Origin of the sequence: Phreatobacter sp., from assembly GCF_027532945.1 — a bacterium.
Taxonomy (GTDB): domain Bacteria; phylum Pseudomonadota; class Alphaproteobacteria; order Rhizobiales; family Phreatobacteraceae; genus Phreatobacter.
Map to the genome: position 1 here is coordinate 193836 of NZ_JAPZTZ010000009.1, position 15865 is coordinate 209700.

A 15865-nucleotide genomic window follows, 5' to 3' on the forward strand; every position below is an offset into this window, starting at 1 on the left:
TCCATACGGGTGCGTATGGATACGCTACGGCTGTCCCTTGCCCGCGTCAATACGGCAGCGTATGGAGGACACATGAAGGACAGCCTTGATCGTTCGGCCTGGGTTTCGGCGGGTCTTGCGGCCCTCGCCGACAAGGGGCTCGACGCGGTGCGCGTCGAACGGCTCGCCGCCGATCTGAACGTCACCAAGGGCAGCTTCTACTGGCACTTCCGGGACCGCGGCGATCTGCTCGCCATGATGGTCGAGGCCTGGCGGACATCCGCCACCACCGACATCATCACCCGGGTCGAGGCCAAGGCCAGCGATCCGGCCGACCGGCTGAAGACCCTGTTCGCCACCGTGTTGCGCGCCGATGGCCGCCTTGAAATGGCGATGCGTGACTGGGCGGCGCGCGATGCGGGCGTGGGGGCGGTGGTGGCCGAAACCGACGCACGGCGTGTCGCCTATGTCGAGGCGCTCTTCGCGTCCATCGGCGTGCCGGCGGCGGAGGCGGGCGCCCGGGCCCGCTTCACCTATCAGGCGCTGATCGGCCAATTCCGCATGGGCGTGGGCGCGGCGGAGGATCGCGCCCGCGAGGCGCTGGAGATCATCCTGCCGCTGATGAGCCGGCCCTGACCCATCACGCCGTGCGCGGCGCCATGATGGTGCGCAGGGCGCGGCCGCCGAACAGGCCCGCGGCGAGCCCGGTGACCGTCGCGAAGGCCATGCCATAGGCCCAGCCGGACAGGACCGCCGGCGCCGCGGCCATCATTGCCCCGTGCACGAACTTGGCGCTGAACAGCGTCATCATGCCGGCGAGGGTGAGGTTCTCCCCGGCGATCCGCACGCGTCCGCCTGCCTTGGCCAGGAGCCAGCGTCCCTGCAGCCGATAGCCTGCCGTCGCACCCGCGCCATAGGCGACGAGATGGGCGGCGAGCGCGATGCCGGCGTGGGGGAGGGCGAGTAAGGTCGGCAGTGTCAGGAGCCCGATGGCCGGTAACAGGTAGACCACCGTCATGGGGAGGGTGCGCTCCTGTCGCGACCGCAGGCCGAGCAGCAGGAGCAATGCGAGAAGGGGCCAAACCCAGAGCGGTGCGGAGGTGAGGATCATCATGACAGGTCTCCTTCAGTTCGCGATGTGAGGTCTATTGACATGGGAAAAAGAGAATGTAAATAGCATTCTCATAACGCCGGAGATGTTCCATGACCCTCGCACCGCTTCTCGCCGCGCCGCTCGCCATCCAGCTTCACGCCATCGCCGCCGTGGCGCTGATCCCGCTCACCATCGTCCAGCTGGGGCGCCGCAAGAGCGGGACGTGGCATCGGCGCGTCGGCTGGGCCTGGGTGGTGCTGATGACCATCACCGCCGTCTCCTCATTCTGGATCCACGGCATCCGGCTGTTCGGACCCTTCAGCCCCATTCACATCCTGTCGGTGGTAACGCTGGTGACGCTCGTCCATGCGATTGTCGCGCGCCGAACCGGCAATATGCGCGGCCATCGCCTGGGGATGCTGGGCGTGGCGATGGGCTGGGCCGGGGCAGGGCTCTTCACGCTCCTCCCGGGCCGGATCATGGGGCAGGTGGTCTTCGGCGGCTGAGGGATCAGCCGCGCAGCGCCGCCCGGATGCCGTCGATGACGAACTGAACGGCAAGTGCGGCGAGGATGATGCCGAGCAGGCGCGACACCACGGCATTGCCGAGGGTGCCGAGCAGCTTGTTCATCGTCTCCGCCATGCCGAGGCAGATCCAGGAGACGAAGACGACCACGGCGAGAACGCCAATGAGGGTCGCCATCATCGCGGTGTTGCCCGCAGCCTGACCCGCCAGCAGCAGCGTCGCGGTGATGGCGCCGGGGCCTGCCAGCAGCGGGATCGCCATGGGGAAGGCGGCGACGTTGACGATGTGCTCCTTGTCGATGGCCTCCTTGGCCGTCTCGCTCTTGCGGCTGGCGCGCAGCCCGAACACCATCTCGAAGGCGATCCAGAACACCAGCAGGCCGCCGGCGATCCGGAAGGCCGGCAGCGAGATGCCGAGCATCCTGAGGAGCCAGTCGCCGAAGAAGGCGCAGGCGGCAAGGATCAGGAAGGCGATGAGGCAGGCCCGCCAGGCGACCTGCTGCCGCTGCGCGGCGGAGAAGCCCTGGGTCACCGCGAGGAAGATCGGCACGAGGGCGATCGGCTCGACGATGACGAACATGGTGACGAGGGCCCCGGTGAGGAATTCGAGCGTCATCGGGACCCTGTTCGGCTGCGGTTTCCGGCCAATTGTGACCCGGTGAGACCCGCGTCGTCCACAGGGCTGACAGGAACCTTTCCAACCCATTGAAAACAGGGCGCTATCCGTCGCCCTGAAATCGCCTCCGGGGTTGGTTATCCCGCGCGGAATCGGATAGAAGGTCCAGGTCCCGCGGATGGCCTCCATCCGCCCCATCGGAAGAGTTCTCTTGGCCGAAGACGACGACAAGACGCCGGCGGGCGCACAGCCCACCGACCCGACAGAAATTCGCCCCGTCTCGATCACGGACGAGATGCGGCGGTCCTATCTCGACTATGCGATGAGCGTCATCGTCAGCCGCGCGCTGCCCGACGCCCGCGACGGCCTGAAGCCGGTCCATCGCCGCATTCTCTACTCGATGCATGAGAACGGCTACGAGTGGAACAAGCCCTATCGCAAGTCGGCCCGCGTCGTCGGCGACGTCATCGGTAAGTACCACCCGCACGGCGACCAGTCGGTCTATGACGCCCTCGTCCGCATGGCGCAGGACTTCTCCATGCGCGTCGAGCTGATCGACGGACAGGGCAATTTCGGCTCCGTCGACGGCGATCCCCCGGCGGCCATGCGCTACACGGAGGTCCGCCTCGAGAAGATCGCCGGCGAACTCGTTTCCGACCTCGACAAGCAGACCGTCGATTTCCAGGACAACTACGACAATTCGGAGCGCGAGCCGAAGGTCCTCCCGGCCAAGTTCCCCAACCTGCTGGTCAACGGCGGCGGCGGCATCGCTGTCGGCATGGCCACCAATATCCCGCCGCACAATCTCGGCGAGATCATCGACGCCTGCATCGCCACGATCGAGAAGCCGGAGATCGAGATCGAGGAGCTGATGGACTATGTGCCGGGGCCGGATTTCCCGACCGCCGGCCTCATCCTCGGCCGCGCCGGCATTCGCCAGGCCTATCTCACCGGCCGTGGTTCGGTGGTCATGCGCGCCCGCACGTCGATCGAGACGCTGCGCAAGGAGCGCGAGGCGATCATCGTCACCGAGATCCCCTACCAGGTGAACAAGGCGCAAATGCTGGAGCGCCTGGCCGAACTCGTGCGCGAGAAGAAGGTCGAGGGCATCTCCGAGTTCCGCGACGAAAGCGACCGCGAGGGCATGCGTGTCGTCATCGAGCTGAAGCGCGATGCCGTCTCCGACGTGGTCCTGAACCAGCTCTTCCGCTTCACCGCCCTGCAGCAGAGCTTCGGCTGCAATTTCGTGGCGCTGAACGGCGGCCGTCCCGAGGTCATGAACCTCAAGGACCTCATCGTCACCTTCATCGCCTTCCGCGAGGAGGTCGTCTCCCGCCGCACCAAGTTCCTGCTCGGCAAGGCGCGCGACCGCGCCCACGTCCTGTGCGGCCTCGCCATCGCGGTGGCGAACATCGACGAGATGATCCGCATCATCCGGACCTCGGCCGATCCGGCCTCGGCCCGCGAGGCCCTGATGGGCCGCGACTGGGACGCCCGCGACATCGCTCCGCTGATCCTGCTGGTGGACGATCCGCGTCATCCGATCAATGCCGACGGCACCTATCGCCTGTCGGAGACACAGGCCCGCGCCATCCTCGACCTGCCGCTGCGGCGCCTCACCGCCCTCGGCCGCGACGAGATCGGCGACGAGCTGAAGACGCTTGCCGACGAGATCACCGACTATCTCGACATCCTGCGCTCGCGCGCCCGCATCCTCGAGATCATCACCAACGAGCTGAAGTCGGTGCGCGATGAATTCGCCACCCCCCGGCGCACGGAGATCGTCGACGGCATCGGCGAGTTCGATGACGAGGACCTCATCGCCCGCGAGGACATGGTCGTGACCGTGTCCCATGCCGGCTATGTCAAGCGCGTGCCGCTCTCGACCTACCGGGCCCAGCGCCGCGGCGGCAAGGGCCGGTCGGGCATGCAGACGAAGGACGAGGATTTCGTCACCCGCCTCTTCGTCGCCAACACCCACACGCCGATCCTGTTCTTCTCCTCGAAGGGACAGGTCTACAAGATGAAGGTCTGGCGCCTGCCGCTGGCCGCCCCCCAGGCGCGCGGCAAGGCCTTCGTCAACATCCTTCCCCTGGAGCCGGACGAGCGGATCACCACCGTGCTGCCGCTCCCCGAGGACGAGGCGACCTGGGGCGATCTGGACGCCATGTTCGCCACCACCCGTGGCACGGTTCGCCGCAACAAGCTCTCCGACTTCGTCCAGGTGAACCGTGGCGGCAAGATCGCCATGAAGCTGGACGAGGGCGAGGGCATCGTCGGTGTCGCCGTCTGCACCGAGGCCGACGACGTGCTGCTGACGACCGCGCTCGGCCAGTGCATCCGCTTCGCGGTGCCGGAGGTGCGCGTCTTCAAGGGCCGCGACTCCATGGGCGTGCGCGGCATCACGCTGGCCGAGGACGACCGCATCATCTCCATGGCGATCCTGCGCCATTTCGAGGCCAATTCCGACGAACGCTCCGCCTACCTCAAGATGCGCCGCGCCATCGCCGGCGAGGCAGCGGGCGCGGAGGGGGCGGACGAGGAGGAGAGCAACGGCTCCGGCGAACTGGCTGCCGAGCGCTATGCCGCGATGTCGGCGGCCGAACAGGTGGTCCTGACCATCTCCGAGAACGGCTACGGCAAGCGGACCTCGTCCTTCGAGTACCGGATCACCGGCCGCGGCGGCAAAGGCATCGTCGCCATGGCCGTGAACGAGCGCAATGGCCGGCTGGTGGCGTCCTTCCCGGTGGAGGACCGCGACCAGATCATGCTGGTGACGGATGGTGGCCAGCTCATCCGCTGCCCCGTCTCCGGCATCCGCGTCGCCGGCCGCGGCACCCAGGGTGTCATCGTCTTCGACACCCACGAGACCGAGAAGGTGGTCTCCGTCGAGCATATTTCCGACGAGGGTGATGAGGAGGGCGATGGGTTCGACGCCGAGGGGGACGAGGCAACCGAGGGCTGACTCCAGACGGGTCGATCCCGCCATCGCAGGACTTTCGATCGCCCGGCCCCGTGCCGGGCGATTGCTTTTGGCGGAGCGGTTAGTCCACCTGCGTCCGCAGGATCGCCAGCGCCAGAGCCTGCGCCCGCGGTACGATGCTGTCGATCTCCAGATATTCCTCGACCGTGTGGGCATTGCCGCCGACCGGCCCGACTCCGCAGATGGTTGGCGTGCCGACGCTCGCCGTGAAGCCGGAATCGGCGCAGCCGCCGGAGAACTCGCCGTCGAGGCTCGCAAGCCCCGCATCGCGCGCCGCCGCCTGGTAGGCGGTGAAGATGGCCTTGGCCTCCGGCGTCTGGACGACGGGCAGGAACTCGCCCTTGATCTCCAGCTTGGCCGTCGTGCCCTTCACCGTCGGCGTGTCGATGATGCGCTGGATGGCGGCAAGCGTCGAGGCGCGGTCAGCGGGGTCGATATAGCGCAGGTCGATCTGTCCCTCGGCATGTGGCGCCGTTGTGTTGACGGACTGCCCGCCCGAGACGAGGCCGACATTCAGGGTGATGCCGCGCTCCAGATCGGTGAGCGCATGGATCTGAACGATCTTGTGAGCAAGTTCGCCGATGGCGCTGATACCACTGGTGAAATTGCCGCCGGAATGCGCCGCTTTGCCGTAGACGTCGAAGCGCATGAAGACGCCACCCTTGCGCCCCGTCGTGACATTGCCGGAGGGCCGGCCCGGCTCGGAATTGTACACGGCCCGCGCCGCACGGCCTTCGCGCTCGATGATCGGCCGCGACGAAGGCGAGGCGATCTCCTCGTCCGAGGTGATGAGCACCTTGATCGGGCAGGGCGCGCCGCCGAGCGCCTTGAAGGCGGCGGCGACGAAGACGTTCATGACGAGGCCCGCCTTCATGTCGGCGACGCCCGGCCCGTAGGCACGGCCGCCCTCAATGGTGAAAGGGCGTCTTGAGACTTCACCTTTGGGAAAAACCGTATCCCGATGACCCATCAGCAAAATAGGCTTCTCGTTTGAGCCGGGATCGTCGACCTGCGCATGGATGGCATCGCCGAAGACCTCGTGATGCTCGCGCCAACAGGAGATGTCCTGCTCGGCGAAGAAGCGCTCGAACCGCGCGCCCACCGCATCGACGCCGGTCTTGTCGTAGGAGCCTGAATCGATGTCGACGACCTCGCGCAGCAGGTCGATCATGGCGTCCTTGCGGGCCGCCAGCCACGCGGCAATGCGGGTCTCGGTGCTCTGGGTCATCGGTATCTCCTGCTCCCGGCCCTGTGACCGTCTGGCGGGCCATTCTTCATGGGTGGCCTTGCAGGGGCAATCGCGCCGCGACATGCCGTCCATGTGCGGCGGGGCTCGTCGGGCTTCCCTTGCGCAGGGACCGGAGTGCCGTTAAGCCGTCGCAGGTCCGCGCCGGCGGCCACCTTCAGGCGACCAGACGACAGGCGATCATATGAAGCGCGTCGCGCTCTACACGGGATCCTTCGATCCGGTCACCAACGGCCATCTGGACGTCATCCGCCACGCCTGCCGTCTCGCCGACGAGCTGGTGGTCGGCGTCGGCATCCATCCCGGCAAGGCCCCGATGTTTTCGGCCGAAGAGCGCCTGGCCCTGCTCGCCGAGGTCTGCGGACCGATCGCCGCGGCCGAGCAGTGCGACTTCCGCACCATCACCTTCGACGACCTCGCGGTCTGGGCAGCCCAGCGCGTCGGCGCCAGCCTCTTCATCCGCGGCCTGCGCGACGGCACCGACCTCGACTACGAAATGCAGATGGCCGGCATGAACGCCCAGATGGCGCCTGGCGTGCAGACAGTCTTCCTCCCGGCCTCGACCACCGTCCGCCCCATCACCGCCACGCTCGTCAGGCAGATCGCCCAGATGGGAGGCGATGTGACCTCCTTCGTGCCGCCCGCCGTCGCCAGGGCCCTCGCCGGCAAGGTCAAGCCCAAGACGTCGTGACCGAGGCCTGATCGCCGACCGAGCCGCCACCGATCCCAACGGAGAATCCCCGTGCAGCGCCGTTCCTTCCTCGCCGCCTCGCTCGCCCTCGCCGCAGCGCCTGCCGCCGCCCAGGCCATCCGCCTGCCGGCGGGCCTCGATCCCGAGAACACCCTGGTCATCGAGCTCAAGGACGGCCCGGTCATCATCCGCCTGCGGCCGGACCTCGCGCCAAGGCATGTCGAGCGCATCAAGCAGCTGACCCGCCAGGGCTTCTACGACGGCATCGTCTTCCACCGCGTTATCGAGGGCTTCATGGCACAGACCGGCGACCCCCAGGGCACCGGCATGGGCGGCTCGCAGCTGCCGAACCTTGCCGCCGAGTTCTCCCGCGAGCCCTTCGTGCGCGGCGTGCTCGGCATGGCCCGCGCCCAGAACCCGAATTCCGCGAACTCGCAGTTCTTCATCATGTTCGCCGAGGGCGCGTTCCTGAATGGCCAGTACACGGTCTTCGGCAATGTGGTCTCCGGCATGGAGGCCGTCGACAAGATCAAGCGCGGCAACGCCGCCGCCAATGGCACCGTCACCCAGCCGGACCGCATGGTCCGGGTGCGCGTCGCCGCCGACATCCGCTGACATTTCCCTCTCAACGACAACAGGAGGCCTGGATGGCCCTCGATCCCGAAAACACCATGATCCTTGAGACGACCAAGGGGCGCGTCGTCATCGCCATGCGCCCGGACCTTGCGCCCGGCCATGTCGACCACATCAAGAAGCTCGTCCGCGAGGGCTTCTATGACGGCATCGTCTTCCACCGCGTCATCGACGGCTTCATGGCCCAGACCGGCTGCCCGCACGGCACCGGCACCGGCGGCTCGAAGTACCCGGACCTGAAGCAGGAGTTCAACGCCGAGCCGCATGTGCGTGGCACCACCTCGATGGCCCGCGCCCAGAACCCGAACTCGGCCAACTCGCAATTCTTCATCTGCTTCGACGACGCCCGCTTCCTCGACCGCCAGTACACGGTCTGGGGTAAGGTCGTGGAGGGCATGGAGAGCGTCGACGGCATCAAGCGCGGCGAGCCCGTGCGCGATCCCGACAAGATCGTCGTCGCCAAGATGGCGGCCGACGACCTCGGCACCTATGGCGACGTCGTCGCCAAGCTCTGATCTGTCATGATAGGGACGCGGCGCCCGGAGCGATCCGGGCGCCGTTTCCTTTGGGGCGCCCCTTACACCATGCGCGTCGACCTCTTCGACTTCGACCTGCCGCCCGACCGGATCGCCCTGCGGCCGGCGAGCCCGCGCGATTCCGCGCGCCTCATGGTGGTGCGGCCGGGCGAGGGGATCGAGGACCGCATCGTCCGCGACCTTCCCGACCTGCTCGCCCCGGGCGACGCGCTGGTCTTCAACGACACCCGCGTCATCCCGGCCCAGCTCGAGGGCATTCGCGAGCGCGCCGGCCAGACCGCCTCCATCTCGGCAACCCTGCACAAGCGCTTGTCGGACAACCGCTGGCTCGCCTTCGTCAAGGGCGCCAAGAAGCTCCAGCCCGGCGACATCGTCCGCTTCGGCGAGACGCCCGAGGCCTGCCTGCTTGCCGGCGTTCACGCCACCGTCATCGCCAAGGACGACGACGGCGTCACCTTCGAGTTCGAATTTGCCGGCGCCTATCTCGACGAGGCCATCGCGCGGATCGGCCATATTCCTCTGCCGCCCTATATCGCCTCCAAGCGTCCGGAGGACGCGCAGGACCGCGCCGATTACCAGACGATCTATGCGAAGGATGAGGGCTCTGTCGCAGCTCCCACCGCCGGCCTCCACTTCACGCCGGACCTGCTCGACCGGCTGAAGGCGCGCGGCGTCGATCTCCACTTCGTCACGCTGCATGTCGGCGCCGGCACCTTCCTGTCCGTGAAGGCGGACGACACGACGGGCCACCGCATGCATTCCGAGTACGGTCTGGTGACGCCGGAGATCGCGGCCGCGCTTAACGCCGTCCGGGCGCGGGGCGGGCGGATCGTGGCCGTCGGCACAACCTCGCTGCGCCTGCTCGAAAGTACTGCCGCCACAGATGGCACGATCCGACCTTTCGCCGCCGAGACCGACATCTTCATCACGCCGGGCTATCGCTTCCGGGCCGTCGACGCGCTGATGACCAATTTCCATTTGCCGCGCTCGACGCTGTTCATGCTGGTCTCGGCCTTTGCCGGGCTCGACACGATGAAGGCCGCCTATGCCCAGGCCATCGCCGTGGGCTACCGCTTCTACTCTTATGGCGACAGCTCGCTGCTCTTCCGGGCGGAGGCCCCATGACCGCATCCGCCCAGGGCTTCTCCTTCGCCCTCCACGGCCGTGACGGGGCCGCGCGCACCGGCGTTGTCACCACGCCGCGTGGCGCCATTCGCACGCCCGCCTTCATGCCGGTCGGCACCCAGGCGACGGTGAAGGGCATGTATATGGATCAGGTCAAGGCGCTCGGCGCCGACGTGATCCTCGGCAACACCTACCACCTCATGCTGCGGCCCGGCGCCGAGCGCATCGCCGCGCTCGGCGGCCTTCACCGCTTCGGCGGCTGGTCCGGCCCGATCCTCACCGATTCCGGCGGCTTCCAGGTCATGTCGCTGGCCAAGCTCCGCAAGCTCACCGAGCAGGGTGTGACCTTCGCGAGCCATGTCGACGGCTCGCGCTTCGAGCTGACGCCGGAGCGTTCCGTCGAGATCCAGGGCCTGCTCGGCGCCGACATCCAGATGCAGCTTGATGAATGCGTCGCGCTGCCCAATGAGCGCGCCGCCATCGACAAGGCCATGCAGCTCTCCCTGCGCTGGGCGGAGCGCTCGCGCCGTGCCTTCGACGCGCAGCCGCCGGGCAGGGCGCTGTTCGGCATTGTCCAGGGCGGCGACCAGCCGGACCTGCGCGTCGCCAGTGCCAAGGCCCTCGCGGCCATGGACTTCCCCGGCTATTCCATCGGCGGCCTCGCCGTCGGCGAGCCGCAGGCGGTGATGCTGGCGATGATCGAGGAGGTCATGCCGCACCTGCCCGACGACAAGCCGCACTACCTCATGGGCGTTGGCACCCCGGACGACCTGCTCGCGGCGGTCGCCCGCGGCGTCGACATGTTCGATTGCGTCATGCCGACCCGCAACGGCCGCCACGGCCAGGCCTTCACCCGCTTTGGCAAGGTCAATTTCCGCAATGCCCGCCATGCCGATGACCCGCGGCCGCTGGATGAGACCTCATCCTGCCCGGCGGCACGCGACTATTCGCGGGCCTACCTGCACCACCTCGTGCGCACCGAGGAAATGCTCGGCTCCATGCTGATCACCTGGATCAACCTTGCCTATTACCAGGAGCTCATGGCGGGGGCCCGCGCCGCCATCGCCGCGGGCCGCTATGCCGACTACATGGCCGAGGTCCGCGACGGCTGGGCGAGAGGCGACATCCCGCCGTTTCAGGGCTGATGGGGCAGGGCTGAGCCGTCAACTCATTCGATCCGGAAGTCCGACGGCTTCCACGGCAACTTCGGATATTGCGGATCCATCGCCTCCAGCGTGTCGCGCACAATGGCGGCAATGATGGCGTTGCGCGCCCATTTGCGGTCGGCCGGCACCACGTGCCAGGGGGCATGCTCGGTCGAGCAGCGCGACAGCGCGGTCTCATAGGCCTTCTGGTACTCGTCCCAGAGCTTGCGGTCTTCGAGATCGCCAGCGTTGAACTTCCAGTTCTTGGTCTTGTCGTCGAGGCGCTCCTGCAGCCGCTCGGCCTGCTCCTTCCTGGAGATATGGAGCATGAATTTGAGGATCACCGTGCCGTTCTCGGCGAGGATCCGCTCGAAATCGTTGATCTGCTCGTAGCGCTGCTCGATCACCTCCTTCGGCGCCAGCTTGCGGACGCGGCCGATCAACACGTCCTCGTACTGGGAGCGGTTGAAGATGCCGATCGTGCCGCGGCGCGGCGCGGCCAGATGGACGCGCCAGAGGAAATCGTGCGCGAGCTCCTCCTCGCTCGGCTTCTTGAAGGCGGTGACCGACACACCGAGCGGCCCGGTGGCGTTGAACACGCCGCGGATCGTGCCATCCTTGCCCGAAGTGTCGGTGCCCTGCAGCACCACGAGGAGCGCCCGCTTGCCCTCGGCATAGAGCCGGTCCTGCAGCGCGTCGATGGCGGTGATGTCTTCCGTCAGCCGCTCCCGCACCGTCTCCTCCCCGCCGAGGAAATCGACCTTTCGCGGGTCGATGTCGCCCAGGTCGACCTTTGCGCCAGGCTTCACGACGAGATGCTTGAGGTGTTTGGGACAGGATTGCTGCATGACGTCTCACCGGTTCGGGGCCGGTCATTGTGGTGGCTGCCGCCGCCGGCGCAAGCGCCCGTGCATCCGAACCGGCTCTCCACGTGTACCCCATCCGATCCCAGAGGAGGACGCTATGGTGAAACAGTGGATGATGGCCGCGACCCTGGTTGCCCTGATGGCGGGAGGGCCGCTGGCGGCGGCCGAGGATTTCGGCGCCTGGCCACTCCTGCGCGACCCGTTTCCCAGCACCGGCGGGGGAGGGGTCATGATCGGGGGCTATGACCCGGTTGTCGCGGACGGCCGTTGCCGCACCGCCTTCACCGCGACGTTGCCCGACGGCTCCGTCTACCGCAACCGCGCCGAATTCGACGCCGTGCCGGAACAGGGCGGCATCCTTTGCACCAACGGCCGCTGGCGCGCCGAGGATGGCTCGGCGGAGGGTACGACACCGTTTCGCATCTTCATCCGCGACGGGGTCAAGCGGATGCCGCCGGACTGAGGCTCACGCGGCCAGACGAGGCTGTTTGCGCCGCCGCTGAATCGGCAGGATGAGCGCGCGACCGCCGACCCAGCCGACCAGAAAACCGGCGACGGCGGCCATCAGGCCTTCCGAGGTGACCGGGACTGCGGGCTCAAAGGCCTCGAAGGCTCGGCGCGCGATATCGGCATCATGGTCGCGCGCCAGCAGCGCCACGCGATTGAATGGCCCTGCCTCCGCATAGGACTGCAATTGTCGTTCGAGCCGTGCGGCGCGCGCGATGTCGCCCTCGATCTGCTCGGCGCGCTGGCGCACGAACCTGTCCGCATTGGCCTTCAGTCGCTCGAGCCCGCTCTCGCGGGTGAGCGCCATGCGCGCCGCGTCGGCGTCGAAGGCGGTGATGATGCGGTTGAGCTCGTCCACTGCGCCGCCGAGCCGCTGGCGATACTGCTGTGCGAATTCCGGCACCTGCGACGCGAGCGTGGCGAGGAACAGTGCGAGGGCGAAAACGAGGCGTTTGAGGATCATCGGCCGCGGGGCGCTCGGTGGAGAGGAGGGGGCAGTCTAGGGCGGAGCGCCGGTCGGGCAACCGGGCGCGGACGGAACGTCTCGGGCGGCGGCACGTTCCCCTCACGTCCGCCCGCCGCTCGGGCGCCCATCAAGATTGGAGTGACCCATGACCACCAGACGACAACTTTTCGCCGCCGGTGCCGGATTGGCGGTGCTCGCCGCCGGGTCGACCGCAACCTTAGCCGCCCCGGTCGCCGTAGCGGCCGTCCCCGTTGCTCCGATCTCGGCGGAGAATCCGCTGGAAATGCATGATAACGTCGGCCCCCGCGGCGATGTCATCCGCCGTGGAAGCCGCGGCTATTACCGCCGTCGCTGGCGCAACCGCGCCGCCCGCCGTCGCTACTGGCGCCGCCGTGACTGGCGCTCGCGCTATTGAGGGCAGGGGGCCGGTGGCGATCCGCCGGCCCTTTCCTTATTCCCATCCCGGCGTTGACTTCCGTCCGCCGATCCGCCAAACCCGCGCCCGGATGGGCGGGTAGCTCAGCGGTAGAGCACGTGACTTTTAATCATGTGGTCGAGGGTTCGATCCCCTCCCCGCTCACCATCCGGTGGCTCCCTCACAACGAAAAACCACCATCCACGATGTGGATTGCGCCGGTGGTGTAGGCGGCCTCGTCCGAGGCGAGGTAAAGCGCCAGCATGGCGACCTCTTCCGCCGTGCCGAGCCGACCGATCGGCTGGCGATCGATGAAGGCCTTGCGGGCGGCGGCCTCGCTCTGGTTGGTCGAAGCTGCGAGCGCCTTGATGCGGTCGTCGAGCGAGGGGGACTGGATCGTGCCAGGGCAGATGGCATTCGAGCGGATGCCGCGGCGGATGTAGTCCATGGCCACCGACTTGGTGAGGCCGATCACCGCCGCCTTGGAGGCGCCGTAGGCATAGCGGTTGGCGACGCCGCGCACCGAGGAGGCACCCGAGGCGATGTTGACGATCGAGCCTGCGCCCTTCTCCAGCATGCCCGGCAGGAAGGCCTTGATGGTCCGGTGCATCGACTTGACGTTGAGGTCGAAAGAGCGGTCCCAGTCGGCCTCGCTGGTGTCGAGGACATTGCCGTGATGCACCCAGCCGGCGGCGTTGACGAGAATGTCGATGGGGCCGGTCTTGGCGGCGAAGGCCTCCACCGCGCGGGTCGAGGTCACGTCGAGCTTCAGCTTCCTCGCCTTCGGGATGCCCTCGAGCTTTGCCTTGTCGACATCGGTGGCGAAGACCTTCGCGCCTTCTGCCACGAAGGCCTCGGCGATCGCTCGGCCGATTCCGTGACCCGCGGCCGTGATCACCGCCACCTTGCCCGCCAGCCTCTTGCCCATGGTGCTCTCCCGTGTCGCCGTTCTCTGCGGCTCAATCGGTTGAAGTCATGGCATGGGCGCCGCCACGCTGTCCAGCAGCCCGCTACCCACCGAAGCGTTGGGTGAGTTGCGTATCGAAGGTCTTGAGATCGGTGAGCACCCGGTCCAGCAGCGCCGGGTCTCGCAGACGGATTGCCGAATCGATGACGTCGAGGGCGGCGCCGATGGCCTCGGCCTGACGGCGGAAATCGCCGTCGCCGAGGGGATCGCTCGCCGCGAAACTCTCGCAACGCCTGAGGGCGAAACGATAGACGGCGGTGCGGGCGATGATGTCGACGCGTGCCTCGGCGCGGGTGAGATCGGGCGTCTGCCGCTTGTGGGTCATGAGCGCGTCCAGCGCCTGGTTCGACTCGTCGAGGCATTCGACGAGGCCATAGAGGCCGAGGCCGAGGCGCAACGTGATCCAGTCGCGCTTGAGCGGTGCCAGCTCGTCCAGCGCTCCATCTGTACGGCCCTGCGACAGGGCATCGGCGGCGCGCTTCAGGCGGGCGCGGCTCCCCTCCATCTGCTCGGCGAAGAGGTTGATGCGTTGGGCCAGGGGAGGCGGATCGGCGAGTATGGCCGCAGCCGTCTCGTCCCACAGGGCGACGAGGGTCTTCAGGCTCGCCTCGGCCTCGGCCGGCCGCCCGGCCCTCAGGTTCACCGTCGTGCTGCGATAGAGGACTTGAGCGTCGGTGACGCCGCGTACCAGCGCGCCGGTGGTGCGCGCCTCGGCCGTCGGGGCGAGGGATGCGGCGGCGAGCAGCAGGGGCGCAAGGAACAGGAGCGGTCGGAAGAGCATCGTCACACCGGGCACCTTAGCAGATCGTCACGCCCCGGCCAGAAGGGCGTCCACGCGGTCGCGCCGCGGCATGCCTTTCCGACCGCCAAATTCCGTGCATTTCAAGGCAGCCGCCGCGTTGGCGAAAAGCATGGCGCGAGACAGCGGCTGTCCTTCACCGAGCGCGACGGCGAGCGCGCCATGCCAGGTGTCGCCGGCACCCAGCGTGTCGACCGCTCTCACCGGGAAGGCCGGGACATGAACAACCCGGTCCTTGTCCATGAACCAGCAGCCGCGGGCGCCGTCGGTAACCGCGAGGATGTTGCCCGCCCCGCGGGCGGCATGGGCGAGGGCGGCGGCAAGATCGTCGATCCCGGTCCAGTCGCGCAGCGCCTGCGCCGAGAAGCCGACATGGCTCGCCAGTGTCAGGACTTCCGGCCGGGTCGGCCGTCGGTCGGCATCGAGGACGGAGGGGATGCCGATCGCGCAGGCGCGCGGCAGCAGGTCGAGCGCCGCCTCGATCCACCGTGTTTCGGCATAGATGGCATGGGCCCCGCGTTCGACGCCCTCGGGGACGAGGCCCGGATCGGTGGGAAGGTCCGGGTCGGAATAGCTCACCACCATGCGCTCGCCGGCATCGTCGATGATGACCGCTGAGACCGGCGTGCGATGGCCGGGGCAGCGGCGGATGGCCGAGACGTCGATGCCCTCGCGGGTGAACTCGTCCATGATCATGCCGGCGAAAGGATCGTCGCCCAGCCTGGCCACCAGCGTTACCTTGGCGCCGAGCCGGGCGCAGGCCGTGGCTGCATTGCCGGCGAGCCCGCCGCCCGACAGCTCCATGCGGTGGGTGCGGAATTTCAGCGGCACGGTCGGGATGGCGTCGAGGCCATAGACGAAGTCGAGCGTGGCAATTCCCGCGCAGACGACGCGGACAGGCGTGGTTGTCATGACGAGGGGCGGGTCCCGACATAGAGGGCACTCGCGGCGATGGCGATGCCGGACAGGGCGATGCCGATGGGCGGCGCCGTCAGCCAGACGATGCCCCAGGACAAGGCCATGGAGCCGATCGCGACGGCCTTGATGCGCGGTGCGATGGCGCCGCGCTGACGCCATTGCCGCACCGGTGGCCCGAGCTTGGGATGGTTCAAAAGCCACCATTCGAACCGCGGCGAAGACCGCGCGAAGCACCAGGCGGCAAGGATGAGGAACACCGTTCCGGGAATGCCGGGCAGGATGAGGCCGATCACGCCGAGGCCCGTGAACAGGCAGCCGGCGGAGAACAGGATGAATCGGAACGGCCGGGAGATCAT

General features: G+C 67.8%; 19 protein-coding genes and 1 tRNA gene. 11 read left to right on the plus strand and 9 right to left on the minus strand.

The window, feature by feature from the left end:
* Window positions 1–72: 72 nt before the first annotated feature.
* The gene (locus tag O9344_RS07630) at window positions 73–615 is read left to right on the plus strand and encodes a TetR/AcrR family transcriptional regulator (RefSeq protein ID WP_298474840.1); all 543 of its coding nucleotides are present in this window, start codon (window positions 73–75) and stop codon (window positions 613–615) included.
* Between the two features lie 4 nt (window positions 616–619).
* On the opposite strand, the gene O9344_RS07635 is transcribed toward O9344_RS07630, so the two are convergent.
* A complete protein-coding gene (locus O9344_RS07635) occupies window positions 620–1093 on the minus strand; it encodes a hypothetical protein (RefSeq protein ID WP_298474842.1) in 474 nt (157 codons plus the stop codon).
* A gap of 89 nt (window positions 1094–1182) precedes the next feature.
* Between O9344_RS07635 and O9344_RS07640 the strand changes: the two genes are divergently transcribed.
* Window positions 1183–1578, plus strand: a complete 396-nt coding sequence (locus tag O9344_RS07640) for a DUF2306 domain-containing protein (protein ID WP_298474844.1) — start codon at window positions 1183–1185, stop codon at window positions 1576–1578.
* 4 nt (window positions 1579–1582) lie between these two features.
* Here O9344_RS07640 and O9344_RS07645 read toward each other — a convergent pair whose 3' ends face one another.
* Window positions 1583–2212 (minus strand): MarC family protein, encoded by a 630-nt coding sequence (locus O9344_RS07645; RefSeq protein ID WP_298474846.1) that lies wholly within the window; start codon window positions 2210–2212, stop codon window positions 1583–1585.
* A 211-nt stretch (window positions 2213–2423) separates the two neighbouring features.
* Between O9344_RS07645 and gyrA the strand changes: the two genes are divergently transcribed.
* Window positions 2424–5177 (plus strand): DNA gyrase subunit A, encoded by a 2754-nt coding sequence (gene gyrA, locus O9344_RS07650; protein ID WP_298474848.1) that lies wholly within the window; start codon window positions 2424–2426, stop codon window positions 5175–5177.
* A 79-nt stretch (window positions 5178–5256) separates the two neighbouring features.
* On the opposite strand, the gene O9344_RS07655 is transcribed toward gyrA, so the two are convergent.
* Entirely contained in the window at window positions 5257–6423 is a 1167-nt protein-coding gene (locus O9344_RS07655; protein WP_298474850.1) for a M20 family metallopeptidase, read from the minus strand.
* Window positions 6424–6625: 202 nt separating this feature from the next.
* Between O9344_RS07655 and coaD the strand changes: the two genes are divergently transcribed.
* The 5 genes from coaD (at window position 6626) to tgt (ending at window position 10571) form a co-directional block, all read left to right on the plus strand.
* The gene (coaD, locus tag O9344_RS07660) at window positions 6626–7132 is read left to right on the plus strand and encodes a pantetheine-phosphate adenylyltransferase (RefSeq protein ID WP_298474852.1); all 507 of its coding nucleotides are present in this window, start codon (window positions 6626–6628) and stop codon (window positions 7130–7132) included.
* A 45-nt stretch (window positions 7133–7177) separates the two neighbouring features.
* Entirely contained in the window at window positions 7178–7747 is a 570-nt protein-coding gene (locus O9344_RS07665) for a peptidylprolyl isomerase (protein WP_298474954.1), read from the plus strand.
* Window positions 7748–7779: 32 nt separating this feature from the next.
* A complete protein-coding gene (locus O9344_RS07670; RefSeq protein WP_298474854.1) occupies window positions 7780–8280 on the plus strand; it encodes a peptidylprolyl isomerase in 501 nt (166 codons plus the stop codon).
* A gap of 69 nt (window positions 8281–8349) precedes the next feature.
* Window positions 8350–9426, plus strand: coding sequence for a tRNA preQ1(34) S-adenosylmethionine ribosyltransferase-isomerase QueA (gene queA, locus O9344_RS07675; RefSeq protein ID WP_298474855.1), 1077 nt, complete (start codon window positions 8350–8352; stop codon window positions 9424–9426).
* The gene (gene tgt, locus O9344_RS07680) at window positions 9423–10571 is read left to right on the plus strand and encodes a tRNA guanosine(34) transglycosylase Tgt (RefSeq protein WP_298474857.1); all 1149 of its coding nucleotides are present in this window, start codon (window positions 9423–9425) and stop codon (window positions 10569–10571) included. The genes queA and tgt overlap by 4 nt, the downstream gene beginning before the upstream one ends.
* A gap of 23 nt (window positions 10572–10594) precedes the next feature.
* Here the strand turns inward: tgt and O9344_RS07685 are convergent, their stop codons facing one another.
* Window positions 10595–11419, minus strand: a complete 825-nt coding sequence (locus tag O9344_RS07685) for a polyphosphate kinase 2 family protein (protein WP_298474859.1) — start codon at window positions 11417–11419, stop codon at window positions 10595–10597.
* Between the two features lie 115 nt (window positions 11420–11534).
* On the opposite strand from O9344_RS07685, the gene O9344_RS07690 reads away from it, so the two are divergent.
* Window positions 11535–11900, plus strand: coding sequence for a hypothetical protein (locus O9344_RS07690; protein ID WP_298474861.1), 366 nt, complete (start codon window positions 11535–11537; stop codon window positions 11898–11900).
* A 3-nt stretch (window positions 11901–11903) separates the two neighbouring features.
* Here the strand turns inward: O9344_RS07690 and O9344_RS07695 are convergent, their stop codons facing one another.
* Entirely contained in the window at window positions 11904–12407 is a 504-nt protein-coding gene (locus O9344_RS07695; protein WP_298474862.1) for a DUF2937 family protein, read from the minus strand.
* Window positions 12408–12555: 148 nt separating this feature from the next.
* On the opposite strand from O9344_RS07695, the gene O9344_RS07700 reads away from it, so the two are divergent.
* Complete coding sequence (locus O9344_RS07700; RefSeq protein WP_298474863.1) at window positions 12556–12825, plus strand: hypothetical protein; 270 nt, start codon at window positions 12556–12558, stop codon at window positions 12823–12825.
* 93 nt (window positions 12826–12918) lie between these two features.
* A tRNA-Lys gene (locus O9344_RS07705) sits at window positions 12919–12993 on the plus strand.
* Between the two features lie 13 nt (window positions 12994–13006).
* Here O9344_RS07705 and O9344_RS07710 read toward each other — a convergent pair.
* From O9344_RS07710 to O9344_RS07725, 4 genes are all read right to left on the minus strand, one after another.
* Window positions 13007–13753 (minus strand): SDR family oxidoreductase, encoded by a 747-nt coding sequence (locus tag O9344_RS07710; RefSeq protein ID WP_298474864.1) that lies wholly within the window; start codon window positions 13751–13753, stop codon window positions 13007–13009.
* 82 nt (window positions 13754–13835) lie between these two features.
* Window positions 13836–14579 carry a hypothetical protein gene (locus O9344_RS07715; RefSeq protein WP_298474866.1) on the minus strand — a complete coding sequence of 248 codons (744 nt, stop codon included), beginning with the start codon at window positions 14577–14579 and terminating at the stop codon, window positions 13836–13838.
* A 21-nt stretch (window positions 14580–14600) separates the two neighbouring features.
* The gene (locus O9344_RS07720; protein WP_298474868.1) at window positions 14601–15503 is read right to left on the minus strand and encodes a PfkB family carbohydrate kinase; all 903 of its coding nucleotides are present in this window, start codon (window positions 15501–15503) and stop codon (window positions 14601–14603) included.
* On the minus strand, window positions 15500–15865 hold the full coding sequence (locus tag O9344_RS07725) for a YbaN family protein (RefSeq protein WP_298474870.1): 366 nt from the start codon (window positions 15863–15865) through the stop codon (window positions 15500–15502). The genes O9344_RS07720 and O9344_RS07725 overlap by 4 nt, the downstream gene beginning before the upstream one ends.

Excerpts from the sequence above, each read along its gene's own strand:
- tgt (WP_298474857.1), top strand. The coding sequence starts at position 9,423 with ATGACCGCATCCGCCCAGGGCTTCTCCTTCGCCCTCCACGGCCGTGAC.
- O9344_RS07695 (WP_298474862.1), bottom strand. The coding sequence starts at position 12,407 with ATGATCCTCAAACGCCTCGTTTTCGCCCTCGCACTGTTCCTCGCCACG.
- O9344_RS07630 (WP_298474840.1), top strand. The coding sequence starts at position 73 with ATGAAGGACAGCCTTGATCGTTCGGCCTGGGTTTCGGCGGGTCTTGCG.
- O9344_RS07685 (WP_298474859.1), bottom strand. The coding sequence starts at position 11,419 with ATGCAGCAATCCTGTCCCAAACACCTCAAGCATCTCGTCGTGAAGCCT.
- O9344_RS07655 (WP_298474850.1), bottom strand. The coding sequence starts at position 6,423 with ATGACCCAGAGCACCGAGACCCGCATTGCCGCGTGGCTGGCGGCCCGC.
- O9344_RS07670 (WP_298474854.1), top strand. The coding sequence starts at position 7,780 with ATGGCCCTCGATCCCGAAAACACCATGATCCTTGAGACGACCAAGGGG.
- O9344_RS07635 (WP_298474842.1), bottom strand. The coding sequence starts at position 1,093 with ATGATGATCCTCACCTCCGCACCGCTCTGGGTTTGGCCCCTTCTCGCA.
- coaD (WP_298474852.1), top strand. The coding sequence starts at position 6,626 with ATGAAGCGCGTCGCGCTCTACACGGGATCCTTCGATCCGGTCACCAAC.
- O9344_RS07725 (WP_298474870.1), bottom strand. The coding sequence starts at position 15,865 with ATGATCTCCCGGCCGTTCCGATTCATCCTGTTCTCCGCCGGCTGCCTG.
- queA (WP_298474855.1), top strand. The coding sequence starts at position 8,350 with ATGCGCGTCGACCTCTTCGACTTCGACCTGCCGCCCGACCGGATCGCC.
- O9344_RS07640 (WP_298474844.1), top strand. The coding sequence starts at position 1,183 with ATGACCCTCGCACCGCTTCTCGCCGCGCCGCTCGCCATCCAGCTTCAC.
- O9344_RS07710 (WP_298474864.1), bottom strand. The coding sequence starts at position 13,753 with ATGGGCAAGAGGCTGGCGGGCAAGGTGGCGGTGATCACGGCCGCGGGT.
- O9344_RS07700 (WP_298474863.1), top strand. The coding sequence starts at position 12,556 with ATGACCACCAGACGACAACTTTTCGCCGCCGGTGCCGGATTGGCGGTG.
- O9344_RS07690 (WP_298474861.1), top strand. The coding sequence starts at position 11,535 with ATGGTGAAACAGTGGATGATGGCCGCGACCCTGGTTGCCCTGATGGCG.
- O9344_RS07645 (WP_298474846.1), bottom strand. The coding sequence starts at position 2,212 with ATGACGCTCGAATTCCTCACCGGGGCCCTCGTCACCATGTTCGTCATC.
- O9344_RS07720 (WP_298474868.1), bottom strand. The coding sequence starts at position 15,503 with ATGACAACCACGCCTGTCCGCGTCGTCTGCGCGGGAATTGCCACGCTC.